Genomic DNA, 19,110 nt, shown 5'->3' with positions numbered 1-19,110 from the left:
CACGGCCACTAACGGTTCCGCCTTTACGGCGGGTTACTTGGAAAAGCCCCAAGTAACCAAGGGCTCTTGCCCCTGACGTTCGGCCTCTCGAGGGGGCAAGCAGATCAAAAGCCAAAGCGAGGCGGCCTACCGGCCGGCCTGATCGCAATTGAACGCGTTTCCCTGTAGGAGCGAGCCTGCTCGCGAAAAACGCCGGGACACCGCGGGGAATCAGGCCGCACGCGTCATCGTTGACGTCCATCGTCGGAACGCCGCCCGGAGCAAGCCCGCTCCCACAGAAGAGCAAAAGCAGAGCAAAGGCAGGTCGGTGTACACCCACGCTCCTCACCACTCAACAGGCCGAGCGTTAGCTCGCCTGCCGCTCTTGATCTTGATCCACCCGCCCCCTCGGCAGGCTGAGCGGAGGTGTTCATCCGGGGATGGGTGCGCAGCGCCGTTCGACGCAGTCGAACCCATTGCATGTAGGTCGCGCGAAGCCGACCGGAGGGCAATGCCCCCGGATGAATGCCGGAGCGAAGGAACCCCGAGCCCAAGCGAGGGGCCGGACGTTCGGGGCGAGACTTTTTGGTTCCTTTTGGCTGGGCCGGCACACCGGGCGTTTGACAAAAGGAACTCGCCGTAAGGGCGAAACCCTAAGCCGCCGTCACCCAAAAAACGGATATGTACACCGTCAACAAGAGACAGGCTGACGGAAACACCGCCTTCGCGAGCAGGTCGGATCGGGGCAGCGAGCATTTCAGGCCTTGGCGACAACCCATGTCGTTCGCCAAGACCTTTTCATGTCAACTCAAACCAGCTTGAGCACGACGTTGATGTTGTTGCGCGTGGCTTTCGAGTACGGGCAGTACTGGTGCCCGGTGTCGACGATTTTCTGTGCGGTCTCGCGATCCAGCCCTGGCAGGCTGACATTGAGCCGCGCCTGCAACAGATAGCCGCCTTCGTTGGTGCCCAGGTCGACTTCCGCATCGACGGCCACGTCCTTGGGCAGCGCCACTTTCATTTCCCTGGCCGCCACTTGCATGGCGCCGATAAAGCAGGCCGACCAGCCGGCTGAGAACAGTTGCTCCGGATTGGTTCCGCCGCCACCCGCGCCCGGGGACGAGAGCTTCACATCGAGGATACCGTCGGAGCTGCGGGAGGCGCCGTCACGCCCACCGGTGGTGTGGGTTTTAGCGGTGTACAACACTTTATCGATCTGGTTCATGGTGACCTCCTGATTGAGTTGTAAGAAACCGGTTTTAACACCCCCATCCAGTCGCAGGGATGGTCAATCAATATAGACGTCTCAACCCTACACCGTGGTCGATCCGACCGACGCCCGCTTCTTTTCTATTTACGCGCCAACTTGTACCTCACGCAGTCCTCATAAAAGCTCTGCCGTACAGCCGTCGGTTTGAATCGCGACGGACTGTCATAAGTTTGCTCTGTAATGCCAAGTGCCATCATGCGCATCCAGGGTTTGGCGAACTTGTAGACCTGGATTTTCTGGCGCGCGGCATACAGAGAAACGCCCGAGAGCTTGAGTTCCTGTGCCCTTGCGGCGGTGCCCGCGCCCCAACTGCACATGTACTGATCATTAGTGGCCAGTTCTTTGGAGTGAGCCGAATTGGCCATACCCGCAACAACTAGCGTGATTAATGCGATCCATGTCTTGCGCATCTTGACCTATTTAACTGGCTGAAAATGAACTAATTTTGCTGAGGATTCTTAAACTTGGGGGCCAGCATCCTGCCTTTTTTGCGAATTAATGCAAAAACGAAATGGTTGACGCCATTTCTTGCGAGTTTTCAATCCTTTGCTATAGCTAAGACTCTCAATCGCCAACTAAGTGAGGCAACGGAATGTCAGTCGCAAAGAAAATGAGTGTGGGGCAACTGACAATGTTGACCGCCGTCAACATGTTGGGCTCCGGCATTGTGCTGCTACCAACGAAACTCGCAGAAGTCGGTGCAATTTCGATTCTTTCCTGGCTGGTGACGGCCACCGGCTCCCTCGCTCTGGCCTACGCCTTTGCGCGATGCGGGATGCTCAGCCGCAAGACCGGCGGCATGGGTGGCTATGCCGAATACACGTTCGGCAAGGCAGGTAACTACATCACCAACTACACCTACGGCCTCTCACTGTTGATTGCCAACGTGGCGATCAGTATTACTGCGGTGGGTTATATCCAGGTGTTGTTCGGGATAAAACTTGATTCCCTGCAAGTAGGCCTGGCGACCATCGCCTTGTTATGGATCACCACCTTCGCCAACTTTGGCGGCGCCAGAATTACCGGCCGGATCGGCGCGGTGACGGTCTGGGGGGTGATTGCACCGGTGGTGCTGGTATCCACGGTTGGTTGGTTCTGGTTTGACAGCAGCGTCTACGCCGCCGGCTGGAACCCCCATGACAAGAGCTGGTTCGAAGCGGCAGGCGCCTCGGTGGCGATCACCCTGTGGGCCTTCCTCGGCCTGGAATCGGCTTGCGCCAACACCGACGCGGTGGAAAACCCCGAGCGCAACGTGCCGATTGCCGTGCTGGGCGGCACCCTGGGTGCGGCGGTGATCTATATCGTCTCCACCAACGTCATCTTCGGTATCGTCGGCAACGAAGAACTGGTCGCGTCCACCGCACCTTTCGGCCTGGTGTTCGCCAAGATGTTCACCCCGATGGTCGGGGATATCGTGATGGCGGCAATGGTGCTCGCCTGCATCGGTTCGCTGCTGGGTTGGCAGTTCACCATCGCCCAGGTGTACAAAAGCTCGGCTGACACCGGTTACTTCCTGTCGATCTTCGCCAAGGCCAACAAGGCGGGAACCCCAATCGTCGGCATGCTGGTGTTGCTCACCGCACAGACCGCGCTGGCCTTGCTCACCATCAGTCCCGACCTGAGCAAGCAGTTCGACACCCTCGTCAACCTCGCAGTGGTCACCAACCTGGTGCCTTACATCCTGTCCATGGCCGCACTGATGACCATGCAGAAAGTCTCCAACGTGCCGGAAGGCAAGGCACTGGCGACCAACGTCATTGCCCTGGTCGCCGCAGCCTACAGCTATCTGGCGCTGTACAGCTCCGGTGAGCAGGCCCTGATGCTCGGCGGCGTGGCCACCATCGTTGGCTACACCCTGTTCGGCTTCGTCAACAACCGCCTGATCCGCCTCGAAGCTCTCAACAACAGCGTACCGACGCAAACCGTCAGCGCGCAGCACCTCATTGCCGAGCCAGTGCCGGTGAACAATCTGACTAAAGCCACTCTGGAGGTTCAATCATGACGGAATATAAACACTCGCTCGGAATGCTGGCGCTACTGGTCAGCAGTCCGCCGGACAAGCGAACCGTGTTCGGCCGCGCCCTGGATCAACTGGTCCACGACGTAGAGGGACGTGGCGTCAGTGTACTGGCCTCGGAAAGCCTCAATGATGCCGCATCGATCCTGCGTTCGGACCCTGCCGTGCAATGTGTGCTCATCCGCTGGGAAATGGACACCAGCGAAGGCCACGCCGACTGCATCAAACTGCTGGTCAAGCTGCGCGAGCGCAACACACGTGTGCCGGTGTTCCTGATCAGCGACCGTACCACCGCCTCGAGCATTCCGCTGCTGGTCATGCAACACGCCGACGACTTCATCTGGCTGCCCGAAGATACTTCACGCTTCCTCAGCGGGCGCATCCTGGCCGCTATCGAACGTTACCGTCAGGCCGCCCTGCCGCCGATGTTCGGCGCGCTGGTGAAGTTCGCCCGCACCTATGAATACTCCTGGCACACCCCCGGCCATGCCGGCGGTACGGCGTTTCTCAAGAGCACGGCCGGGCGTGCCTTCTACGAGTTCTTCGGCGAGAACCTGCTGCGTTCCGACCTGTCGATCTCGGTCGGCGAACTGGGCTCCCTGCTCGATCACAGTGGCCCTATCGGCCAAGGCGAACGCTATGCCGCCAAGGTCTTCGGCGCACACCGCACGTACTACGTGACCAACGGTTCGTCGATGTCCAACCGCGTCATCCTCATGGCCAGCGTCACGCGCAACCAGATCGCCCTGTGCGACCGCAATTGCCACAAGTCCGCCGAGCATGCGATGACCCTGTCCGGGGCGATTCCGACCTACCTGGTACCGACCCGCAACCGCTACGGCATCATCGGCCCGATCCTGCCGCAGACCCTGAGCGCCGAAGGCGTGAAAGCCGCCATCGCCGACAACCCGCTGGTCAAGCAAGGCATCGACCCGACGCCGGTGCACGCCATTGTCACCAACTCCACCTACGACGGCCTGACCTACAACGTCACCCGCGTCGAAGAGCTGCTGGGCGAAAGCGTTGACCGTCTGCACTTCGACGAAGCCTGGTACGGTTACGCACGCTTCAACCCGCTGTACAGTGGACGCCATGCCATGCACGGCGACCCGGGCGATCACGACAAGTCCAAGCCGACCGTATTCGCCACCCAGTCGACCCACAAGTTGCTGGCCGCCCTGTCCCAGGCCTCGATGATCCATGTGCGCGATGGCCGCAACCCGATCGAACATGCGCGTTTCAACGAGTCGTACATGATGCACGCCTCGACTTCGCCTAACTACGCGATCATGGCGTCCTGCGACGTCAGCTCGGCGATGATGGAAGCGCCGAGCGGGCAGATCCTCACCAGCGAATCGATCGAAGAAGCCATCAGCTTCCGCCAGGTGCTCTCGCGCATGCACAACGAGATGCTGAGCAAGGACAACTGGTTCTTCACCTGCTGGCAGCCACCGACCGTACAGGTGGGCGCAGCGACCGTGCCGTTCCATGAGGTCGATCCGGTGCAGCTGAAGACCGACCCGAACTGTTGGGTCCTGCACCCGAACGCGGTATGGCACGGTTTCGGTGACATCGAAGACGGTTACTGCATGCTCGACCCGATCAAGGTCTCGGTACTCAGCCCGGGCATGGGTGACGACGGCAACCTGCTCGCCTCCGGCATCCCCGCTTGCGTGGTCACCGCGTATCTGGGCCGTCAGGGGATCGTGGTCGAGAAAACCACCGACTTCACCATCCTGTTCCTGTTCTCGATTGGCATCACCAAAGGCAAGTGGGGCACACTGCTCAACGCCCTGCTCGACTTCAAGCGTGATTACGACGACAACGCCGAGCTCGAGCTGTGCCTGCCCGACCTGTACAACGCCCACCAGCAACGCTATGCCGGCATGGGCCTGAAGGATCTGGCCGACGAAATCTTCGCCGCCATGAAGAAACACAAGACCACCGCCAACATGTCCCAGGCCTTCGGCACCCTGCCAAAAGCCGAATTCAGCCCGGTGGAGGCCTACGAAAAACTGGTGCGCAACGACATCGAACTGGTCACCCTCAACGAAGCTGCCGGGCGCCTTGCCGCCACCGGTATCGTGCCCTACCCACCAGGCATCCCGTTGCTCATGCCGGGTGAGAATGCAGGGCCTGCGGACGGTCCGTTGCTGGCGTATCTCAAGGCACTGGAAGCCTTCGACAAGTCCTTCCCCGGCTTTACCCATGACACTCACGGAATCGAAGTCGAAGACGGCGTTTACCGGATGCTGGTACTGAAATGAGTTAGCCAGGTTTCACCGCAGTCCCTGTAGGAGCGAGCAAGCTCGCTCCTACATTTCATTGCATTGCATAACCTCCAAAATCCCTATGGGCAAATTCGATCATGGCGCTCTATGATTGAATCACATGAACGCCTCCGCTCCGATTCGCCAACCCTGCCCGCCCGGCGCCTGCGACTGCGGGCGTGACCCGTTGCTGGAAACACCGGGGGCGGACCTGCGCATTCTGTTTCTGACCCGCAACGAAGAGAAACGCCTGATCGAACGCCTGGAGAACCTGCAGAGCCTGAGCGATCTCGAGCACGTGCAACGACGCATGTTCGAACAGTTGGGGATCCGCGTGGACATCGCCCCCGGCTTCAATGAAGTGCGCACCATGCGCGGCATCGGTATCCAGATTGGCGAACTGCCGGGGCTGTGCCGCAAGACCCGCGCCAACATCCCCGCAGCCATTCGCCGTGCCATGGAAAAGCGCCCGGAGATTGCCTACGAACTGCTCAATGCCAACGACCTGTTGCGTGACGCCTGATGAAGCCCATTCTCGAATTCCCTCGCACCGACGAGATTCTCACCTCGTTCGCCCTGGCCATCGGTGCCGACCTGCAGGGTTACCGCAACCACATTTACCGGGTACTGAATTTCCACTGTGCCCTCTGCGGTAGCGATAGCCAGCCCCCGCAAGCCGTACAAATCGCGGCGGCGTTTCATGACCTGGGTATCTGGACCGACGACACCCTTGACTACCTGCCCCCATCCATTGCCCTGGCCACCGAGTACCTCGACAGTCAACAACGACCGGAACTGAAGGATGAAGTCCGTGCGTTGATACTTGAGCATCACAAGGTGCGCCGGTATCGCGGCGCTTTTGCCGACAGCGTCGAACCCTTCCGTCAGGCCGATCTGGTGGATGTGTCCCTGGGCCTGGTCCGTTTCGGCTTGCCCCGAAGCTTCATAAAAACCATACAGTCGACCTTTCCCGACCATGGTTTTCACTCGATGCTGATAAAGCGTTCAGCCCGGCAATTCATCCGCTCGCCGCTGCGGCCACTGCCCATGTTTCGCTGGTGAAACACGCATCCTTTACCCCCCTCTAACAGCCACCTGAACAGGATCAGCGGTCGTACATGAATCGCGAGGCGCTGCTATGCCTTCCATGGGAGATTTGCCGCAAGCCAGCCAGGACGGAACTGCAACCCCAAGCGCGGCCATGGCCCCGGCGCCAGCCAGGTACGCGCATGAAAACCGGTGCCAATCCGTAACAGGAGGTGGCCGATGTTATTCATCGTCAGTTGGACAATCAGCCCGGACAACCGTGATGCCGCAATCGCACGTTTTCTCAAGACCGGTGGCGCGCCGCCCGAAGGCGTCACCATGCACGGACGCTGGCACGCTGTCGGGAGCTCGGCCGGCTTCGGCATTGCCGAGGCGAGTGATCTGGTGCCGATTCAAAAATGGGTGCTGGAGTGGAACGACCTGATGAGCATGGACGTGCACGCCGCATTGACCGATCAGCAAATCGCACCATTGCTGGCCGCCACTGCCGACCGGTAATGGCGATCGGGGCGGCGAGTTCCGCTCGCCGCCCCGATTTGGCCCGCGTCTTTGACGGAGCACTCTTTCGGTTAAATGCACCTGAATCAATGCTTTCTGACTACACATTACTGGATATTTCTCATTTCAAACCTACGCTCAAGGTTCAATTGGACGGCCATGATCAAACTCCAGTGATCACGGGAAAAAGTCCGTCGAACCGGCATGAGATCTTCTACTTTGGAGAGAGTGCCTTGAGTGCGATCCGCATCGATGACTTCAAGTATCGCTTCAACGACCAGCCTGGAGGCTGGCTCGGTACGAGGTAAACAGCCGAATCCAGGGGGGGGCCGGCACAGGTCACCCGTTTTCGAAATGGACATTTGTCGAGGTAGATACATGCCGGTCAGAACACTTGCCCTGCCTGCTTGCGCGCTGCTCGCCCTGTGCTGTCAACAGGCCTGGGCCGGCGGCATCATGCTGTACGAAATCGGCACCGATAACGCCGGCCTCGCCAACGCCGGCGCCGCCGCCCGCGCCCAAGGCCCCTCGACCATCGCCAGCAACCCGGCGGGCATGAGCTACCTGCCCGGCACGCAAATCACTGCCGGCTTACAGGTCCTGTACGGTGATTTGAGCTTCGACCGCGACTCCGGCACCAACGTCCCGGGCAGCGGCAGCGGCAATGCCCTCGATCCGATTCCCGGTGGCAGCTTCTTCATCAGCCATGAACTGGACGAGCACTGGAGCGTCGGTTTCGGCCAGTACGGCGACTTCGGGCTGGCGGTCAATTACGACAACGATTGGTCGGGCCGCTATTTCGCGCAAAACTCCAGCCTGCTCGGCTTGTCGCTGGTGCCGAGCGTGGCTTATCGCTTCAACGAGCAGTGGTCGGTCGGCCTGGGCATCAAGGCCATGTACGGCATGTTGAAGGCAGACACCGCCATCGACCGCTCCCCTTTCGGCTTCACTGACCGCTCTGATGGCCAATTCAAATACCGGGACAACACCTGGGGCTATGGCGCCAACGTCGGGGTGATCTACGCCCCGCAACCCGGCACACGCATTGGCCTGACCTATACCAGTCAGGTCGACCTGGACTTCAAGGACCGGCTGGACGTCAAGGGCGACGGCCGCCTGCTCGAGCGCGTCAACAACACCGAAACCGAACTCGACATGAAGGTGCCGCAGACCATCACCCTGAGCCTGTTCCAGCAACTGGACCGGCAATGGGCGCTGCTGGCCTCGGCCAACTGGCAGGACTGGTCCGAGTTCGGCGACATCGCCGTAGAGGTCGATACCACGGCGTTTGGAGCACAATCGAAAACGGTCGACGCCGGCTTCAAGGACACCTGGCACCTTTCCCTTGGCGCGCAATACCAGGCCACCGAGCAGTGGTTGTGGAACTTCGGCGTGGCCTACGACAGCAGTGCCGTCTCGGACAGCAATCGCAGCGTAGTCGTGCCTATGGGCGAATCCTGGCGCATTGCGACTGGAGCCACCTATGCTCTGAACAAGGACACCGATGTCAACGTCAGTTGGGCCATGGTCTGGCTCGGCGACATGCCGGTGGACCAGGCCAAATCCGTATCGGGCAATCGAGTTTCCGGTCAATTCGACAATGCCTGGATTCAAGCCTTGGCCGGGAACATGACCTGGCGATTCTGATGCACTGCAAACGAAAGAACGACGATTTCATCCAAGGAGTAAACACCACTATGAATCTGTCCCGAAAACTGCTGGTCGGCGCTGCGCTGGCAAGTCTGTTGCTAGGCGGTTGCACCTCGAAAGTGACTGAGAAGGCGCAATACTCAGGTTTCCTGTCCAACTACAACAACCTGCAGGAAGTCCAGACGCCGAGCGGCGGCACCGCGATGCGCTGGGTCAGCCCTTCGTGGAACCCGAATGCTTATGACACTGTGGTGTTCAACAAACTGGAGCTGTACCCGGCGCCCAAACCCAATGAGCGGGTCAACCAGCAGACGCTGGCCGACATTCAGAACTACATGACCAACAAGGCCAAGGCCACGCTGGGCCAGAAGTATCGAGTAGTGTCTAACTCCTCCGCCGCACCGGCGGGTTCCCGGTCCCTGATCATGCGTGCGGCGATCACGGGGGTAAGCGCCGAGAACGAAGGCATGAAGTGGTATGAAGTGGTCCCCATCGCGGCCGTAGTCGGGGCAACGCAGGCAGCCACCGGTCACCGTGACCAGGAAACCATCCTGTTCATCGAAGCCGAGTTCATCGACGCGAAGAGCAACCAGACCGTGGCCAAAGTGGTGCGCAAGGTATTTGGCACCGCCCTGGAGAACGAGAGCCAGAAGGTTACCGCCAAGGACTTCAAGGCGGCGATCGACAAAATGGGTACCGACTTCCAGGCGTTCCTCAAATAACACGCCCATGTGGCGAGGGAGCAAATTCCCTCGCCACATGGAGTTCGCTACGAGCTATTTTTTCATCCCCCCTCCGATGCATCTCGGCAGTGATTGCCTCTTCGCGAGCAGGCTCGCGAAGCTTTTTTTATGACGGATGCACCACCTTGTTGCGTCATTGCCCCCTGGCCGGCGCGCAATAATTGTTCGAGCAGATCGCTGGTGTTCATGACGCTTGACCTCTTGGGAAGGGGGTTTCCAGTCAGGCAACGATAGACCTCGCAGACGAATGTGCCAGCACCGTTGGGCCGACTTGCCCGCGCTACCGCGGATTGTCCGGGGTGTTTTTTTGCGGCGCAGCTAAGATTCATAGGTGGTGAACCTTATTCCCGAATACCCGGTCGATACCTGCAACCCGACCCGCTTTGCCACCACCCCCGTTCGCGGGGTGACAACTGGCTTGCTTCATTCACTGGAGAACGCCCCCGTGATCTCAACCCTGCACATCGCCAGACTCAAAGCATGGGGCGCCCATGGTTTCACTGCCACTGGCGTAGTCACCGCTTTCCTCGCCACCCTGTCGCTGCTGGATAACCAGCCGACCCATTGCCTGCTGTGGCTGGGTGTCGCCCTGATCGTCGACGGGCTGGACGGTGCGCTGGCGCGCAAGGTCAATGTGCAGTCGGTGTTGCCGAGCTTCGATGGCTCGATCCTCGACCTGGTGATCGATTACCTGACGTATGTGTTTATCCCGGCACTGTTCATCTATCGCTACATCCCGCTGCCGGACTACACCTTGCTGCTGAGCGTGTCGGTGATTCTGGTGTCGTCGCTGTTCTGCTTCTGCAACGTCAACATGAAGAGCAAGGACAACTACTTCCAGGGCTTCCCCGCCGCCTGGAACGTGGTTGCCCTGTGCCTGTACATCATCGCCCCGTCGCCGTGGGTCACCTTCATTACGGTCATCGGCCTGGCCCTGCTGACCGTGACCCGGATGAAATTCCTGCACCCGTTTCGGGTGCGTCGGTTCATGCCGATCAACATTGCGGTGACGGCCATCTGGTTGCTGTGCAGCTTGTCGCTGGTGCTCAACCATCCAGTGATCAACCCGTTGGTGATGGGGCTGTGGCTGCTGATGTCGGCGTACTTCCTGGGCATCTGCTTCTGGCGCACGGCGCTGGAGTGGTTCGACGAATCGCGGCTCAAGTAGTCATGCCGGTCCATATCGTTCAACTCGGATCACCCCGTCGTCCCGACGAAGGACTGCGCCTGGGCACGGTACGCCGCCCTCCCCGTGGCGTACCGAAAGCCGAATTCGCCCGTCGGGATTTTTATGATGTCTGGCAACCGCTGCTGTCGCCCAGTGCAGAGTTGGTAGCCGAGGCCAAGGCTGCGCAGGATGCCAAAGCCTGGGAGGTGTTCAGACGCAAGTTCAAGGCCGAGATGAGCCAGCCTGCGGCCAGTCAGATGCTGGACCTGCTGGCCGCGCTGTCCCACCAGACTTCACTGGCCGTGGGCTGTTATTGCGAGGAAGAAGCGCATTGTCATCGGTCGGTGTTGCGCGAGTTGCTGGAGGCACGTGGTGCCGAAGTGATTTAGATGCCATGCCCCCCCTGTGGGAGCTAGCCTGCTCGCAATAGCGGTATCTCAGACACAGCACTTGTGACTGGACGACCGCCATCGCGAGCAGGCTCGCTCCTACAGGGGTTTTGCATTGTTATCGATCAACGCCGCGTAATCACCACCTCCAGGTATTCACTCGGCACCACCAGCGACCTGTCACCCGCCCGGTTCATCCGGTTGATCAGTTCGGTCAGGTCCGTCTCCAGGGCCTTGGCGCCGTCGGCAGGCAGCGCGGCGAAGGCCTTGTGCATCGGCCCGTACCAGTCGCGAAAGGTGTCGATGAAATGCGCCGCCGAGCGATAGCGGAAATTGAATGTGCGGCGCGTCACCTGGAGCAGAAACTCCCGCTCGTCAAAATGCTCGTGCAACCAGGCTTCGGTGCCCCAGCGCGAGGGCGGATTCGCCCCTGGCGGAGGTGGCAGGTGCTGGCCCAGGGTCTTGAACATCTGGCCGACGAAGCCTTCCGGCGTCCAGTTGGCCAGGCCGATCCGCCCGCCCGGGCGACAAACCCGCGCCAGTTCTGCGGCGGCTTTGGGCTGGTCTGGCGTGAACATCACGCCGAAGGTCGACAGCACGGCATCAAAACTGCCGTCAGCAAAGGGCAAGGCTTCGGCATCGGCGACCTGGAAGGCGACGTTCAGGCGTTCTGCCCGGGCCCGCTCTTCGCCACGTTCCAGCAAGGCCGCGACATAGTCGGTGGACGTCACCTGGCAGCCACGGCGCGCCGCAGCGAGGGTCGCGTTGCCGTTGCCGGCGGCAACATCGAGCACGCGCTCATCGCACAACAAGTCGCAGGCTTCGGCCAGTTGCTCGCCGACAATTTGCAGGGTGGTGCCGATCACGGCGTAGTCGCCGCTGGCCCAAGAGGCCATCTGGCGGTTTTTCAAGGCAGTCAGATCAATGGGTGTACTCATGGAGAAGGTCTCTGGGTTGAAACACGAATCGGGCCTGACCGCGGTTACTCCGCCGTCGTCGGATCGATGATGTTCATGACCTGAGAAATGCGGTTGGCGGGAAAACCACTGATTCTGGCGTGCTCCTGGATCTGCGCCTCGCTCGGCGAGATATACACGCAGTAGAGCTTGTCACCGGTGACATAACTCTGCAGCCACTGCACCTCTGGCAACTCACGCAACGCCCGGCAGGACTTTTGCGAAGCGGCTTTCAAATCCCTATCCGACAAAGCTCCGGCGCCCTGGATCTCGCGTTCAATCACGAACTTCGGCATGGCAACCTCTCTTTTCTTGTTGTGGGTGTCAGGGCCGGTATTGACCCCGTAGACAAACTATCGTCCTGACGGGCGTTGGCGTCCTGCCCGATCGTCGGCCAAGCCTGCCCGATCGTCCGGAGATTCCACGTTGCGCGCCGAGGCGCTCACAATCAGAAATCCTTCCACGGGGAAACCCCAATGGACGCCCTGTCACAGACCCTGCGCGTCGTGCACCTGGTCGGTGCGATCTTCATCAATGCCCGGTTCACCGCGCCCTGGTGCTACCAGTCGCCCAGTGCCGATACGGCGGCGCCGTTTCTGGAGCCCGATGCAGAACGGGTGGTGATCTTTCACCTGATCACCGAGGGCGAGTGCTACGTCGAACTCGGCGATGACCCGCCGCTGCTGCTGAGCGCGGGCGACGTGGTGATCTTCCCTCAGGGCGACGCTCATCGCATGTGCTCCCGACCGGGATTGCCCCCGGCCACGGGTGCGCGACTGGATGCGGTGCTGGCGCGCCGGCCCCGGCAGTTGAGTTATGGCGGCGGTGGCGCGGTCACCCGCCTGGTATGCGGCTACCTGGCGTGCGACACGCGGCTGGCGGGCATGTTGCTCAAGGGATTGCCGGCCGTGGTGCGGGTCAATGTGCGCGGTTCGAGTGCCGGTGTCTGGCTGGAGTCCTCCGTGCGCTATGCCCTCGCCGAAGCCCGCTCGCCCCGCCCTGGCGGCGAAGGGGTCTTGGCCAAACTCGCCGAAGTGCTGTTCATCGAAGTGCTGCGCCTGTACATGAACGAACAGGGCGAAGGCCGTACCGGCTGGCTGGCCGGCGTGCGTGACCGCATCGTCGGTGCCGCCCTCAACGCCTTGCACAAAAAACCCTGCCACGCCTGGACGCTGGACGAACTGGCACGCACCGCCAGCACCTCAAGATCGGTGTTGGCCGAACGCTTCCAGCAACTGGTGGGGATGTCACCGATGCAGTACCTGACGCAATGGCGCATGTTGCTTGCCGCCAATCTGTTACGCAGCAGCAACAGCTCATTGACGCGGATCGCCGAAGAAGTCGGCTACCAGACCGATACTGCCTTCAGCCGGGCCTTCCGTCGCGAGTTTGGAGCACCGCCGGCGGCATGGCGGCGCGGTCAGGAGAAAAAAAACATGGCCCACGAGGCAAGACCTGTGAGCCATTGATCGAGCGGATTACGCTGCTGGTGCGCTGGTCCTTGCCTCCTCCAGCAACTGCTGAATCATTTTTTCCTGAGTGTCGTAGCTGCCTTCACCGAAGTGGGTGTAACGCACCTGCCCCTTGGCATCGATCAGGTAGTGCGCCGGCCAGTACTGGTTGTCGAAATTGCGCCAGATCGCGTAGTTGTTGTCGATCGCCACCGGGTAGGTGATGCCGTATTCCTTCACCTTGGCCTTGACGTTGTCGATGATGCGTTCAAAGCCGTATTCGGGCGTGTGCACGCCGATCACCACCAGGCCGTCCTTTTCATATTTCTTCGCCCAGTCCTTCACGTACGGCAGGGTGTGCTTGCAGTTGATGCAGTCGAAGGTCCAGAAGTCCACGAGTACCACTTTGCCTTTCAGGGCTTCGTTGGTCAGTGCGGGCGAGTTGAGCCAGTCCACTGCGCCGGACAGCGACGGCATCGCGCCCTGGGCATTGTCCATGGTGCTGTCGGCCTTGACCTTGCTGACCAGGTAATCGACGACTTTCGGCACGGTTTCCAGCACGCCTTTCTCGACACGGCTGACACCTTCGGATGAGGTGTTGGCCAGCAACAGGTCGTTGGCCCCCGTTGCAATCACCGCCGCACCGGCCAGCACCGCAACCCCGGCGCCGCGGCGCAACCAGCCGGTGACCGGAATCGACGGTTTCAAGCGATTGACCAGGCCGCGACCGGCAAAGATCAAGGTCCCCAGGGACAGCGCACTGCCCGCGCCATAGGCCACCAACAACAGACTGGTGCCGGCGTTCGCACCCTGTAGCATGGCGCTGGTGAGAATCACCCCGAGGATCGGCCCGGCGCAGGGTGCCCAGAGCAACCCGGTGGCGACACCGATCATGATCGAAGCCAGCGGCCCGGACATCTTGCGCGAGTCCGGGTCGATGCGATTGCCCAGCAACACGAAGGGACGGGCCAGCCAGTCACCGACCCGGGCGGAGATCAGCGACAGGGCGAACAGCACCATCACCGCCAGCGCTACGTGGCGGCCGGTGTTGCTGGCCTGAATCACCCACTCACTGCTGACCACGGCCAGGCTGGAGACCAGGGCAAAGGTCAGGACCATGCCGCCGAGAGTGAGCAGGATCGAGGAGCGTGTGCGGTCGGCTCCGGCGAACAGGAATGGCACGACCGGCAGGATGCACGGGCTGAGGACGGTCAATATGCCGCCCAGGAAAGCGATGAGTAACATGGGATCACCTGATACAGGTTAGAGGGCGACACATGGCCGCTGTGGGAGCAATCCTGCACCCACAGCGGATTGGGGGGTTCTCAAGCTGTCTGCTCATCCAGCAAGTGCCCCTGAGGCGTGCGGCTGGTGCCGTTCTCGGCGAGCATCTGCCCTTGCGGCGTACGGCTGGAACCGTCTTGCGCCAGGAAACCCTGGGTACCCTTCTCTGCTACCGGCGTGAGCTGGAAGCAGGTGTTGCTGGCGCAGGCGCTTTGCTCGACAGCGGCGTTGGCATGGGCGGCCGCACCGGCGACGGAAAAGGCGATGGCGGTCAAGTAGCGGGAAAAGTTGTTCATGATGTCCTTCCTGTTTCAAATGGATTAAGCGGTGGTTGATCGCAACACTCAGTTTTCCGAGTTGCAGTTGTCGGCCAGCTTGCTGTAGCCCAGCACCTGGGTTTTGGACTGGGAGTCGAGATACGTCAGCCGCGCATTCACCACGCCGCAGGAAGGTGTAGTGTCCTCGGTCAGCGACACCACTTTCCTGATGTCAAGTTGGGTGCCGTAGGTGTAGGTTTTGGGAGCGACATCGGCTTCTGCACGGGCCGACAAGGTGCAGATGTTCAGTGCGGCAAACAGACAGGCGGCGTAGATGGCTTTGGTGTTCATGGCGGATTCCTCAGGTTTCAACAGGTCAACTGTTCGTTGGGCCGAGGCGCTCTGGTTTGCCTCGATGGAACCTATTAAAAGCCTGCGAGGTATCTCGTCTGTGTCGGGAATCGGCGAGAATCAATCGGTACGTATCAGAACGGTGCCTGGATACAAAGCAATACAAAACCGCTGGAAATCGTCTTTTTTGCCTTCGTGTGTATCCGCAGGCAGGCCGGATACACTGCAATACAAAGGGCGGCAGGCGACCCCGCCGAGGCTCGATAGACTGTGTGGCAATCCCCATTCATCAGAGGTTTGGCCCAATGGATCACGTTGATCACATCCTCATCGTTGACGATGACCGCGAAATCCGCGAGCTGGTAGGCAACTACCTGAAGAAGAACGGCCTGCGCACCACCGTCGTGGCGGATGGACGGCAGATGCGCGCTTTTCTGGAAACCACCCCGGTGGACCTGATCGTGCTGGACATCATGATGCCGGGGGACGATGGCCTGCTGCTGTGCCGCGAATTGCGCGCCGGCAAACACAAGGCCACGCCAGTGCTGATGCTCACTGCCCGCAACGATGAAACCGACCGCATCCTCGGCCTGGAAATGGGTGCCGACGACTACCTGGTCAAGCCGTTCGCAGCCCGTGAGCTGCTGGCGCGGATCAACGCGGTGTTGCGGCGCACCCGCATGCTACCGCCGAACCTGGTGGTGACCGAAGCCAGCCGCCTGTTGGCCTTCGGCCGCTGGCGCCTGGATACCTCGGCGCGTCACCTGCTCGATGCAGACGGCACCATGGTCGCCTTGAGCGGTGCCGAGTATCGATTGCTGCGGGTATTTCTCGATCACCCGCAACGGGTGCTCAACCGTGATCAATTGCTCAACCTGACCCAGGGCCGCGACGCCGACCTGTTCGACCGCTCCATCGACCTGCTGGTCAGCCGCCTGCGCCAGCGCCTGCTGGACGACGCCCGCGAACCGGCCTACATCAAGACCGTGCGCAGCGAAGGCTATGTATTTTCCCTGCCGGTGGAAATCCTGGGCGATCAATCATGACGCAGGCGTTACATTGGCCGCGCACCCTGGCCTCGCGGCTGTCGCTGATCTTCCTGATCGGCCTGATCCTCGCCCAGGCGCTGTCCTTCGGTGCGCAGTATTACGAGCGCTACGAATCCTCGAAAAACACCATGCTCGGCAATCTGGAAACCGACGTTTCCACGTCCATTGCCATCCTCGACCGCCTGCCCGCCAATGAGCGGGCAGGCTGGCTGCAACAACTGGAACGACGCAATTACCGTTACCTGCTCAATGAGGGCTCGCCGGGCACGCCCATACGCACCGACATGCCCGATGCGCCCATCGCTATCGCATCGATCAAGGATGCCATCGGTCACGATTACCCGATGACTTTTACCGACATCCCCGGGCCGAACAAACATTTTCAAGTGCACTTGAACCTGGCCGATGGCAGCCCGCTGACCATCGACGTCCGCCCGGCGATGGTCCCGTTGTCGCCTTGGCTGCCTATCGTGTTGCTCGGGCAACTGGCGCTGATGCTTGCGTGCTCCTGGCTGGCGGTCAGAATCGCGATCCGCCCCCTCACCCGCCTCGCCGACGCTGTCGAGAACCTGGACCCCAATGCCCACCCAGTGCTCCTGAACGAAAAAGGCCCGACCGAAGTCGCCCACGCCGCCAAGGCCTTCAACTCGATGCAGGCACGCATCGCGGCGTACCTGAAGGAACGCATGCAACTGCTCGCGGCGATTTCCCACGACCTGCAAACCCCGATCACCCGCATGAAACTGCGCGCCGAGTTCATGGACGACTCCAGCGAAAAAGACAAACTTTGGAACGACCTGGGCGAAATGGAACACCTGGTACGCGAAGGTGTGGCCTACGCCCGCAGCATCCACGGCGCCACCGAAGAAAGCCGCCGCACCGACCTCGACTCGTTCCTCGACAGCCTGGTGTTCGACTATCAGGACATGGGCAAGAACGTACAGCTCACAGGCAAGAGTGCGGCCGTCATCGACACCCGCCCCCACGCCCTGCGCCGGGTGCTGGTCAACCTGACGGACAATGCGCTGAAGTTTGCCGGTGCCGCCGAGTTGCAGGTGGAAAAACAGGCCGATGGCAACCTGTCGATCAAAATCCTCGACCGAGGACCGGGGATCGCCGAGGAAGAACTGAAGCAAGTGATGGAACCGTTCTACCGCGTGGAAAACTCCCGCAACCGCAGCACCGGCGGCACCGGGCTGGGGTTGGCGATCGCCCAGCAACTGGCGATCGCGATTGGCGGGGCGCTGACCTTGAGCAACCGTGAAGGCGGCGGGTTGTGTGCGGAGCTGAGATTGCCGGGCTGGCCGTAAGGAAGTGGTTGGTTGGCAGGCGATATGGATTTTTGAGGGTGTGCATATCCATTTTTGCGGTAACGGCGGCTGACGGTTCCGCTTTTACAGCGGGTTACTTGGAAGAGCCCCAAGTAACCAAGGGCTCTTGCCCCTGACGTTCGGTGCCTCGCCAAGGCTCGGCATTCCCTCGAGGGGGCAAGAAGATCAAAAGCCAAAGCAAAAGCAAGGCGGCCTACAGGCCGGCCTGATCGCAATTGAACGCGTTTCCCTGTAGGAGCGAGCCTGCTCGCGAAAAACGCCGGGACACCGCGGGGATTCAGACAGCCCGCGTCATCGTTGACGACCATCGTCGGAGCGCCGCCCGGAGCAAGCTCGCTCCTACAGAAGAGCAGATCAGAGCAAAGCAAAGCAGGTCGGCGTACACCCACGCTCCTCACCACTCAACAGGCCGAGCGTTAGCTCGCCTGCCGCTCTTGATCTTGATCCACCCGCCCCCTCGGCAGGCTGAGCGGAGGTGTTCATCCGGGGATGGGCGCGCAGCGCCGTTCGACGCAGTCGAACACATTGCATGTAGGTGCAGCGAAGCCAACCGGAGGGCAATGCCCCCCGGATGAATGCCGGAGCGAAGGAACCCCGAGCCCTGGCGAGGGGCCGGACGTTCGGGGCGAGCGCTTTTTTTGCTTACTTTTTTTGAGGCGTTTGTCAAAAAAAGTGAGTCGCCGTAAGGGCGAAACCCTAAGTCGCCGTTACCGCAGAAACGGATATGTACACAGTCAACAAAAGACAGCTGGCTGTCAGGCCGCCTTCGCGAGCAAGCCTGCTTGCGATGGCGGGGTGTTGGGCGACGTGTCTTTTACCGGTGTACATATCCGTTTCTGCGGTCACGGCCACCTATGGTTCCGCCTTTACGGCGGGTCACTTTGGAAAAGCCCCAAAGTAACCAAAGGGCTTTGCCCCTGACGTTCGGTGCCTCGCCAAGGCTCGGCATTCCCTCGCTCCGGTCCTGCTCCGTGGGCCCGCCGCGATCGGCCATCCCTGGCCGTACGCGGCTAACCCGGCATCCATGCCGGGTTGCCCACTGCGCAGAACCTGCGCTCGGCCTCTCGAGGGGGCAAGAAGATCAAAAGCAAAAGCAAAAGCGAGGCGGCCTGCTGGCCGGCCTGATCGCAATTGAACGCGTTTCCCTGTAGGAGCGGGCTGGCTCGCGAAAAACGCCGGGACACCGCGGGGAATCAGGCCGCACGCGTTATCGTTGACGTCCATCGTCGGAACGCCGCCCGGAGCAAGCCCGCTCCCACAGAAGAGCAAAAGCAGAGCAAAAGCAGGTCGGCGTACACCCACGCTCCTCACCACTCAACAGGCCGAGCGTTAGCTCGCCTGCCGCTCTTGATCTTGATCCACCCGCCCCCTCGGCAGGCTGAGCGGAGGTGTTCATCCGG

19 protein-coding genes and 1 pseudogene are annotated in these 19,110 nt (G+C 60.8%); 13 read left to right on the top strand and 7 right to left on the bottom strand.

All coding sequences use genetic code 11. The features are described from left to right. Nucleotides 1–787 precede the first annotated feature (787 nt). Both CAF65_RS25605 and CAF65_RS25600 read right to left on the bottom strand, forming a co-directional pair. Nucleotides 788–1,204 carry an organic hydroperoxide resistance protein gene (locus tag CAF65_RS25605; protein ID WP_007991821.1) on the bottom strand — a complete coding sequence of 139 codons (417 nt, stop codon included), beginning with the start codon at nucleotides 1,202–1,204 and terminating at the stop codon, nucleotides 788–790. Between the two features lie 125 nt (nucleotides 1,205–1,329). Beyond that, nucleotides 1,330–1,659 (bottom strand): hypothetical protein, encoded by a 330-nt coding sequence (locus CAF65_RS25600; protein WP_085718779.1) that lies wholly within the window; start codon nucleotides 1,657–1,659, stop codon nucleotides 1,330–1,332. 182 nt (nucleotides 1,660–1,841) lie between these two features. On the opposite strand from CAF65_RS25600, the gene potE reads away from it, so the two are divergent. From potE to CAF65_RS25550, 10 genes and pseudogenes are all read left to right on the top strand, one after another. After that, the gene (potE, locus tag CAF65_RS25595; protein ID WP_085718778.1) at nucleotides 1,842–3,251 is read left to right on the top strand and encodes a putrescine-ornithine antiporter; all 1,410 of its coding nucleotides are present in this window, start codon (nucleotides 1,842–1,844) and stop codon (nucleotides 3,249–3,251) included. Further along, nucleotides 3,248–5,533 (top strand): Orn/Lys/Arg decarboxylase N-terminal domain-containing protein, encoded by a 2,286-nt coding sequence (locus CAF65_RS25590; protein ID WP_085718777.1) that lies wholly within the window; start codon nucleotides 3,248–3,250, stop codon nucleotides 5,531–5,533. The genes potE and CAF65_RS25590 overlap by 4 nt, the downstream gene beginning before the upstream one ends. A gap of 124 nt (nucleotides 5,534–5,657) precedes the next feature. After that, nucleotides 5,658–6,059, top strand: a complete 402-nt coding sequence (locus CAF65_RS25585) for a hypothetical protein (protein ID WP_085718776.1) — start codon at nucleotides 5,658–5,660, stop codon at nucleotides 6,057–6,059. Beyond that, nucleotides 6,059–6,598: a phosphohydrolase gene (locus tag CAF65_RS25580; protein ID WP_085718775.1), complete on the top strand. Its 540-nt coding sequence runs from the start codon at nucleotides 6,059–6,061 to the stop codon at nucleotides 6,596–6,598. Before CAF65_RS25585 ends, CAF65_RS25580 begins: the two co-directional genes overlap by 1 nt. 204 nt (nucleotides 6,599–6,802) lie before the next feature. Next, nucleotides 6,803–7,081: a DUF3303 domain-containing protein gene (locus CAF65_RS25575; RefSeq protein ID WP_008016189.1), complete on the top strand. Its 279-nt coding sequence runs from the start codon at nucleotides 6,803–6,805 to the stop codon at nucleotides 7,079–7,081. A 134-nt stretch (nucleotides 7,082–7,215) separates the two neighbouring features. Then, nucleotides 7,216–7,386, top strand: a pseudogene (locus CAF65_RS29140) (arylsulfatase); the annotation flags it as partial. A gap of 73 nt (nucleotides 7,387–7,459) precedes the next feature. Then, nucleotides 7,460–8,728, top strand: a complete 1,269-nt coding sequence (locus CAF65_RS25565) for an OmpP1/FadL family transporter (protein WP_085718773.1) — start codon at nucleotides 7,460–7,462, stop codon at nucleotides 8,726–8,728. A 50-nt stretch (nucleotides 8,729–8,778) separates the two neighbouring features. Continuing rightward, nucleotides 8,779–9,453 carry a DUF3313 domain-containing protein gene (locus CAF65_RS25560; protein ID WP_085718772.1) on the top strand — a complete coding sequence of 225 codons (675 nt, stop codon included), beginning with the start codon at nucleotides 8,779–8,781 and terminating at the stop codon, nucleotides 9,451–9,453. A 466-nt stretch (nucleotides 9,454–9,919) separates the two neighbouring features. Beyond that, nucleotides 9,920–10,642: a phosphatidylcholine synthase gene (pcsA, locus tag CAF65_RS25555; RefSeq protein WP_085718771.1), complete on the top strand. Its 723-nt coding sequence runs from the start codon at nucleotides 9,920–9,922 to the stop codon at nucleotides 10,640–10,642. 2 nt (nucleotides 10,643–10,644) lie between these two features. Further along, nucleotides 10,645–11,031 carry a DUF488 domain-containing protein gene (locus CAF65_RS25550; RefSeq protein ID WP_085718770.1) on the top strand — a complete coding sequence of 129 codons (387 nt, stop codon included), beginning with the start codon at nucleotides 10,645–10,647 and terminating at the stop codon, nucleotides 11,029–11,031. A gap of 125 nt (nucleotides 11,032–11,156) precedes the next feature. Here CAF65_RS25550 and CAF65_RS25545 read toward each other — a convergent pair whose 3' ends face one another. Together CAF65_RS25545 and CAF65_RS25540 are read right to left on the bottom strand one after the other, a co-directional pair. Further along, on the bottom strand, nucleotides 11,157–11,969 hold the full coding sequence (locus CAF65_RS25545; protein WP_085718769.1) for a class I SAM-dependent methyltransferase: 813 nt from the start codon (nucleotides 11,967–11,969) through the stop codon (nucleotides 11,157–11,159). Nucleotides 11,970–12,013: 44 nt separating this feature from the next. Then, a complete protein-coding gene (locus CAF65_RS25540) occupies nucleotides 12,014–12,283 on the bottom strand; it encodes a DUF4242 domain-containing protein (RefSeq protein ID WP_085718768.1) in 270 nt (89 codons plus the stop codon). A gap of 180 nt (nucleotides 12,284–12,463) precedes the next feature. Between CAF65_RS25540 and CAF65_RS25535 the strand changes: the two genes are divergently transcribed. Then, the gene (locus CAF65_RS25535) at nucleotides 12,464–13,456 is read left to right on the top strand and encodes an AraC family transcriptional regulator (RefSeq protein ID WP_085718767.1); all 993 of its coding nucleotides are present in this window, start codon (nucleotides 12,464–12,466) and stop codon (nucleotides 13,454–13,456) included. Between the two features lie 9 nt (nucleotides 13,457–13,465). On the opposite strand, the gene CAF65_RS25530 is transcribed toward CAF65_RS25535, so the two are convergent. From CAF65_RS25530 to CAF65_RS25520, 3 genes are all read right to left on the bottom strand, one after another. Next, nucleotides 13,466–14,683, bottom strand: a complete 1,218-nt coding sequence (locus CAF65_RS25530) for a cytochrome c biogenesis protein DipZ (RefSeq protein ID WP_085718766.1) — start codon at nucleotides 14,681–14,683, stop codon at nucleotides 13,466–13,468. 80 nt (nucleotides 14,684–14,763) lie between these two features. After that, nucleotides 14,764–15,018: a hypothetical protein gene (locus tag CAF65_RS25525; protein ID WP_008023818.1), complete on the bottom strand. Its 255-nt coding sequence runs from the start codon at nucleotides 15,016–15,018 to the stop codon at nucleotides 14,764–14,766. 48 nt (nucleotides 15,019–15,066) lie between these two features. Further along, on the bottom strand, nucleotides 15,067–15,330 hold the full coding sequence (locus CAF65_RS25520; protein ID WP_085718765.1) for a DUF2790 domain-containing protein: 264 nt from the start codon (nucleotides 15,328–15,330) through the stop codon (nucleotides 15,067–15,069). 305 nt (nucleotides 15,331–15,635) lie between these two features. On the opposite strand from CAF65_RS25520, the gene CAF65_RS25515 reads away from it, so the two are divergent. Then, nucleotides 15,636–16,376 carry a response regulator gene (locus tag CAF65_RS25515; protein ID WP_008023822.1) on the top strand — a complete coding sequence of 247 codons (741 nt, stop codon included), beginning with the start codon at nucleotides 15,636–15,638 and terminating at the stop codon, nucleotides 16,374–16,376. Next, nucleotides 16,373–17,689, top strand: coding sequence for an ATP-binding protein (locus tag CAF65_RS25510; RefSeq protein ID WP_085718764.1), 1,317 nt, complete (start codon nucleotides 16,373–16,375; stop codon nucleotides 17,687–17,689). Before CAF65_RS25515 ends, CAF65_RS25510 begins: the two co-directional genes overlap by 4 nt. The last annotated feature ends 1,421 nt before the right edge of the window (nucleotides 17,690–19,110 follow it).

The organism is Pseudomonas sp. B28(2017) (genome assembly GCF_002113025.1).
In the GTDB taxonomy this organism is placed as follows: domain Bacteria; phylum Pseudomonadota; class Gammaproteobacteria; order Pseudomonadales; family Pseudomonadaceae; genus Aquipseudomonas.
Note: the sequence above shows the minus strand (reverse complement) of the source record. Positions and strands in the feature narration are given on the sequence as shown.